The following is a 5,570-nucleotide window of genomic DNA, read 5'->3' as shown; positions in this document are numbered from 1 at the left end:
TATCTTCCATGAGACCGTCAATTTTTACAGTTGCTACTATCAGGTCAACATCATTTTCCTCAAGGAAATCCCTATTTAATTCCATAATCGAAGCGTTATTAATTACATTTACATTCGAAAAATGATTTTTAAGCTTGGTTGCTAAAAGCCTCGACGTACCATAACCAGTTGGGCAAACTGTAAGGATATTAACCCCTATATTGTTGATAATTCTTGCTTCTATGGCCGTTATAAAATGAATAGCTATATAGCCAATTTCATCATCGGGAATGGTTATATCCTTGGATAATTTCCCCTCTTCTCTAATAAGGCTTGGGGCAATTTCCTTAAGACTCGTGTAAATTTCTCCATACTTATCCCTTATATCATCTAGGATAGGATTTTTAATAGCTAGCCTATACCTTAACCTACTTAAGGCTGGCAAGATATGGGCTTTTAGATCATTTTCTAACCTTAAATCTTCTTCTAGGTTAAGGTCGTAAAGTCTGCCCATTTTCTCTATTAATTTTTTTGATATATTAAAGGCTTCTCTTGCATCATCAATATCGAAGTTTTCGTTTTTGTCATCTACAATTTTTGTTCCCTTAATATGCATGGCCACAAAATATATCTCTATATCGGGAATTTTTATGGCAAATTCATCTTCTAAGTCTTCAATTATTTGCTTGGCAAAATTGTAATCTTGGCTAGATCTGAGATTTTTTACCAAATCTTCATTGAAATCTATTTTTTTATCTTGCTTTAGTCTTTCAATTGCCAAGGAAATGTGGACTAGGAGACTAAAATAAGAATTGTCTGAAATACTTATATTTAGCCTTGTAAAAGTCTTTTCTAGCGACCTTTTGGTCCTATTTATGATATCAATATCGATCATTGATAGGATATCATTTTGCCTTATCAAATCCACCTTAACATCATCATAGATATCCCTTAGGATTTCTATCTTTTTGTCATTATCCAAGACCTCATTTATCAGCTTGGCCTGGGCCTTTCTAATGGATTTTTCCCTGCCCTCTATACTTACGCCTACCCCACGCTTTCTAATAAGCTTGATATCATAAACCGATAGCCATTTTTCAATTATGGCTAAGTCTTCTATTAGGGTTTTTTCTGAAATATTTAGGTAGAGGGTAAAAACAAAATACTTTATTGGGTGTTTGCTTGTCAAAAGTCTTGAGAGGATGAAATTTACCCTCTCAACCCTTTCGTATTGCTTAGAGGAATCTACCATTTCCAAAAGCTCATAAAGGTAGGCTATGGATTCGGCAGATTCATTTAAGAAGAGTCCCTGACCTGGTTTTTTAATCAAAGAGAAGTCATTGTCGTATAAAAAATCTTCTATAAGGGGCAAATCTCTTTGCACAGTTCTTGTAGATACGGCAATTTTTTCTGCTATATCATTTACTGTTATGAACTCATCATTATTTTCTCCAATTATATGGATGATATTTTTTTGCCTTTGAGATAAGTTATATGACTTCAATGACTTCCCTCCTTTCTAAAATCTTATTTGGTAAATCTTTCGATTAATTTGTTTATATTTGGATCTGCTAAGAAGTTTTTAATCGAAATAATTTCGTATCCCTTGCTCTTGTCAATTCTGTCTACTAGGTTTTCGTTAGTTACAATAATGTCAGCTCCTTCTGGTAGGTCTGAAACTGATGCGTGGCTTACTTCTATATCATAAGGTGAATCTTTGATTGCATTTCTAAACCTAGATGCACCCATAGCTGAAGATCCCATTCCTGCATCGCAAGCAAAGATTATTTTATGAACATCCTTAGCTTCTTTTGTAGTGTTTGATGCTTGGCTTGCTACTTTTTCTTCACCCTTTGCTTCGGCTTTGCTAGAGGCAAGATCTGCTTTTGCCTTTTCAAAATCTACTGCATTTCCCTTAGCGAATGCTCTTTTAACAAAGATTGACGCTATAAAGAATGAAACTGCTGCTGCAATTAGAACTGATAAGAGAATCTTTATATGATCTCCAGGCGCTGCCATAGACATGATAGCTATAATTGATCCAGGAGATGCTGCTGATATTAGACCTGTATTTAAGATAACATTTGTAAGAACACCCGCAAAACCACCAGCTATTACAGCTATTAAAAGATATGGGTTCATTAGTACATAAGGGAAGTAAATCTCGTGGATACCACCAAAGAAGTGAATAATCATTGCACCAACTGATGAATCCTTTGAGTCACCCTTGCCAAAGAAAAAGTAGGCTAAAAGTATTCCTAAACCTGGGCCTGGATTTGCTTCTATTAGGTACATTATAGATTTACCCAATTCTGACACTTGGTTAGCACCTATTGGAGTAAATATTCCGTGGTTGATTGCATTATTTAAGAATAAAATCTTGCCTGGTTCAACGAAGATTGACACTAGTGGAAGAAGTTTTTTGCTGATTAAGAAATCAACTCCACCCTCTAAGATAGCTGTAAGACCTGCTAAAAGTGGTCCAATACCGTAGTAGCCAAGGATTGCAAGAAGCATGCCGATAATACCAAGAGAGAAGTTGTTGACAAGCATTTCAAATCCTGCTGGGATTTTATTTTCGATTGCCTTGTCAAATTTTTTGATAACCCAACCTGCAAATGGTCCCATGATCATAGCACCCATAAGCATTGGTATATCAGCACCAGCTATTACACCGGCTGTGGCGATGGCACCTATTACTGCCCCTCTTTCTCCTCCAACTAATTTACCACCTGAATAAGCGATAAGGGTTGGTAGTAGATATTTTAATAAGACATCTACCATTGATGCAAGTTTTTCATTTGGGAAATAACCATCAGGTATAAATAGAGCTGTAATAAAGCCCCAAGCAATAAACATACCAATATTTGGCATTACCATAGCGCTTAAGAATCTTCCGAAACGCTGCACATTATTTTTCATATTAGAATTTCTGTCCATAATTCCTCCTTTAAAAATCATGACATAAGTTATCTTAATCTTATTATATGCTGATGATATGGGCATTTGCAAGCGTTACTAAGCGCAGTTTTGTCACCAACGATGGTGACAAGAAGTAAGAAATGAAAATTTGTCTCTATCAAAAAACCTTCTAACATTTTAAATGCTAAAAGGCTTTTTTATCTATTTTCTATTTATTATTCTAAGACCTTTACCTGGTTCATTCTTGGGGCCTCCATTGGTAGGCTCACATCTGATTGCCAATAGCCATCTCTTGGTCCAAAGCTTATTGTAATTTCCTTGTCCTTATAGGACATCATGTCCTCAGGCAGACTTATGAGACCAACATTTTTTGTCATGTCCCCATCTCCTCCAATTATTGGCAAAGTAACATCAATTGTCTTATCCAAGATAAGGACTGTGTAATGTTCTCCCATATCCGAAAGCATTTTAGGGTTTGATTTCTGATAAGCAATCATTTCGTCATGGTTAAATACCCTTACCACTCCTGTCGCAACCATAGTTCCAGGTTGGCTTTGGTTTTTACTTTCATTTTCTCTTGGGTTTTCTACTTTTTCCTTATTTATATCTTCTGGTTTTTCTTCTTTATTTTCTTCTAAGCTTTTAACATATTCCACATCTTTGATATTAGCTAAATCGTGAAGCTTATCCCTATCTTCAATTTCAGAAAAATCTATTTCTTCAGAATCATCTTGGGCTTTAGTATCAATCCTACCTTCCCAAATGACTTCTCTTTTGAGTTTTAAAGACTTATCTTCAATAGAACTTGTGATTTTCTCTTCTTGGCCCTGGCCGGTGCCTGACATAAATGTTGTGTATATTAGAGCATTATAATCTGCGTTTTGTGCGATTATCCCCCTAAAACCACCGGCAGTTGCTACACCAATTGATATTAGTTCATCATCATGAAAAACATCTGTAAAGTCATCATTTACTGTAAATAATTTTAGGTAAGATAAGCCAAAGTCAGTATCTTGGGCGACTAAAAGCTGTGGATAATCGGCTTCATCTGTCTTTACCAGGGCATATGAATAAGTGTATTTGCCATATTCAACATCGGAAAATTCATAAGTGTCAATCTCATCCAAGACTTTATTATATAATTTGGCTAATTTTTGGTTATTTTCGCTAGGATTTTTCTCTTCTTCGATCTTTTCCTCTTTTTTCTCGTCTGCTACTTCTTCCCTTTGTACGATTTTGGAAGTATCATCTGTATTTTCCTTAGGTTTTTCTGAGCAAGCTGTTAGGCTTAACATTAAACCGAGGGCAAGTCCTGTAAATTTAAACAGTTTCTTATTCATTTCCTCTCCTCTAATAATTTTTAATTTAAAACATAATGATTACTATAAAATGTATCAAATATAGGAAAGTATTTCAAATAAATATCAGAAAAGATAGGCAATATAAAAGAGCAAAGCCAAGCTTGCTCTCTTACATATCCATAATTTTCATCTTGTCTAGTTCGTCTTTTTGTTTTTCTTTTTTATCGTAGTACCTGTAAATTAGGTAGTAGATTATTGTTGGAATATTGGCTAGTGTCAAAGTTGTAAGTACAGCTATCCACCAATTACCAACTCCTTCTGGGATATTCAATATATAGATTATTGAAATTATAAAAGAAAGCCCTGGAAGGATTAGGCTTGCCCTTCCCTTTATATATTTACATATCAAAATTTGCAAAATTAATGGAACGAACAAAATTAAAATTGTAATTACTGAGTTTACTGCAGCTAGCTTCATTTCTCTTCTCCTTCTTTTTTGTATTCTTCAATCAAAATCTTGGCTGCATCTAGGGTAATTTTCCCGTCTATAGCCATTGATTTTATAAGGCTCACATAAGACAAATCTTCCTTGTCAGCTAATTTTATCTTTTCTATCAGCCTATCAAGTCTTAGTCGAACTGTCGGATAGGATACGCCGTAGATTGCTGCCATTTCCTTTAAGGATCCCGATTCTAGGATAAATCTCTTGATGAAGTCAATCTCACTGTCATCAAGATTTTCTATCCATTCTCTTTTATCATTTCCCATCGCTATCCTCCTTCTTGCTTACATTATAAACCTAAATAATATTAAAGTCAATTTTAATTTTATTAAAAATAATCAAAAAGTAAAGGTGAATTATATTTCAAAATGAATAAAATTTCCCCTTTTGGGTTATATATAAAATAAGGAGGAGCTTATGAAATTTTTACACACCATGGTTAGGGTTAAGGACCTCGATGCATCATTTAAGTTTTATACAGAAGAATTGGGATTTGTAGAATCAAGAAGAAGGGAATTTCCAGAAAAGAAATTTGACTTAGTTTACCTAAAACTTCCTAAAAGTCCAGATTATGAATTAGAATTAACCTACAATTACGACCAAGAAGATGACTACGAAATTGGCACAGGCTACGGCCACATCGCCATTTCCCACCCCGACATCATTACTCTTAGAGAATCTTTAATGAAAAAAGACTATGAAGTGACCGAAATTAGAGGATTAACCCCAAACTCAAACAAGTATTTCTTCGTCACTGACCCAGACGGTTATAGAATTGAAATCATCCAAAAAGAAGACTAAAATTTTCCACGAAAGGTGATGTTGCAGAATAGATTTATCTATTCTGCAACATCACTTTTTTTCTT

6 protein-coding genes are annotated in these 5,570 nt (G+C 34.6%); 1 reads left to right on the top strand and 5 read right to left on the bottom strand.

What is annotated here, in order from left to right; translation table 11 throughout:
• The 5 genes from RQ907_RS07190 to RQ907_RS07170 all read right to left on the bottom strand — a co-directional run.
• A partial coding sequence (locus RQ907_RS07190) for a BglG family transcription antiterminator (RefSeq protein WP_311492697.1) occupies positions 1-1,483 on the bottom strand: 1,483 nt, incomplete at its 3' end.
• Positions 1,484-1,506: 23 nt separating this feature from the next.
• Positions 1,507-2,919 (bottom strand): PTS mannitol transporter subunit IICBA, encoded by a 1,413-nt coding sequence (locus RQ907_RS07185; protein ID WP_311492696.1) that lies wholly within the window; start codon positions 2,917-2,919, stop codon positions 1,507-1,509.
• 197 nt (positions 2,920-3,116) lie between these two features.
• Entirely contained in the window at positions 3,117-4,241 is a 1,125-nt protein-coding gene (locus RQ907_RS07180) for a hypothetical protein (RefSeq protein ID WP_311492695.1), read from the bottom strand.
• A gap of 130 nt (positions 4,242-4,371) precedes the next feature.
• On the bottom strand, positions 4,372-4,680 hold the full coding sequence (locus RQ907_RS07175) for a hypothetical protein (RefSeq protein ID WP_311492694.1): 309 nt from the start codon (positions 4,678-4,680) through the stop codon (positions 4,372-4,374).
• Entirely contained in the window at positions 4,677-4,970 is a 294-nt protein-coding gene (locus RQ907_RS07170) for a DUF2089 family protein (protein ID WP_308748692.1), read from the bottom strand. Before RQ907_RS07170 ends, RQ907_RS07175 begins: the two co-directional genes overlap by 4 nt.
• 151 nt (positions 4,971-5,121) lie before the next feature.
• On the opposite strand from RQ907_RS07170, the gene RQ907_RS07165 reads away from it, so the two are divergent.
• On the top strand, positions 5,122-5,505 hold the full coding sequence (locus RQ907_RS07165; protein WP_311492693.1) for a VOC family protein: 384 nt from the start codon (positions 5,122-5,124) through the stop codon (positions 5,503-5,505).
• The last annotated feature ends 65 nt before the right edge of the window (positions 5,506-5,570 follow it).

Origin of the sequence: uncultured Anaerococcus sp., assembly GCF_963510575.1 — a bacterium.
In the GTDB taxonomy this organism is placed as follows: Bacteria; Bacillota; Clostridia; order Tissierellales; family Peptoniphilaceae; genus Anaerococcus.
The sequence above is the reverse complement of the archived record's forward strand: the minus strand, read 5'-3'. Positions and strand labels throughout refer to the sequence as shown.

Coding starts and splice junctions, on each gene's coding strand:
- RQ907_RS07180 (WP_311492695.1), bottom strand. CDS start 4,241: ATGAATAAGAAACTGTTTAAATTTACAGGACTTGCCCTCGGTTTAATG.
- RQ907_RS07170 (WP_308748692.1), bottom strand. CDS start 4,970: ATGGGAAATGATAAAAGAGAATGGATAGAAAATCTTGATGACAGTGAG.
- RQ907_RS07165 (WP_311492693.1), top strand. CDS start 5,122: ATGAAATTTTTACACACCATGGTTAGGGTTAAGGACCTCGATGCATCA.
- RQ907_RS07185 (WP_311492696.1), bottom strand. CDS start 2,919: ATGGACAGAAATTCTAATATGAAAAATAATGTGCAGCGTTTCGGAAGA.
- RQ907_RS07175 (WP_311492694.1), bottom strand. CDS start 4,680: ATGAAGCTAGCTGCAGTAAACTCAGTAATTACAATTTTAATTTTGTTC.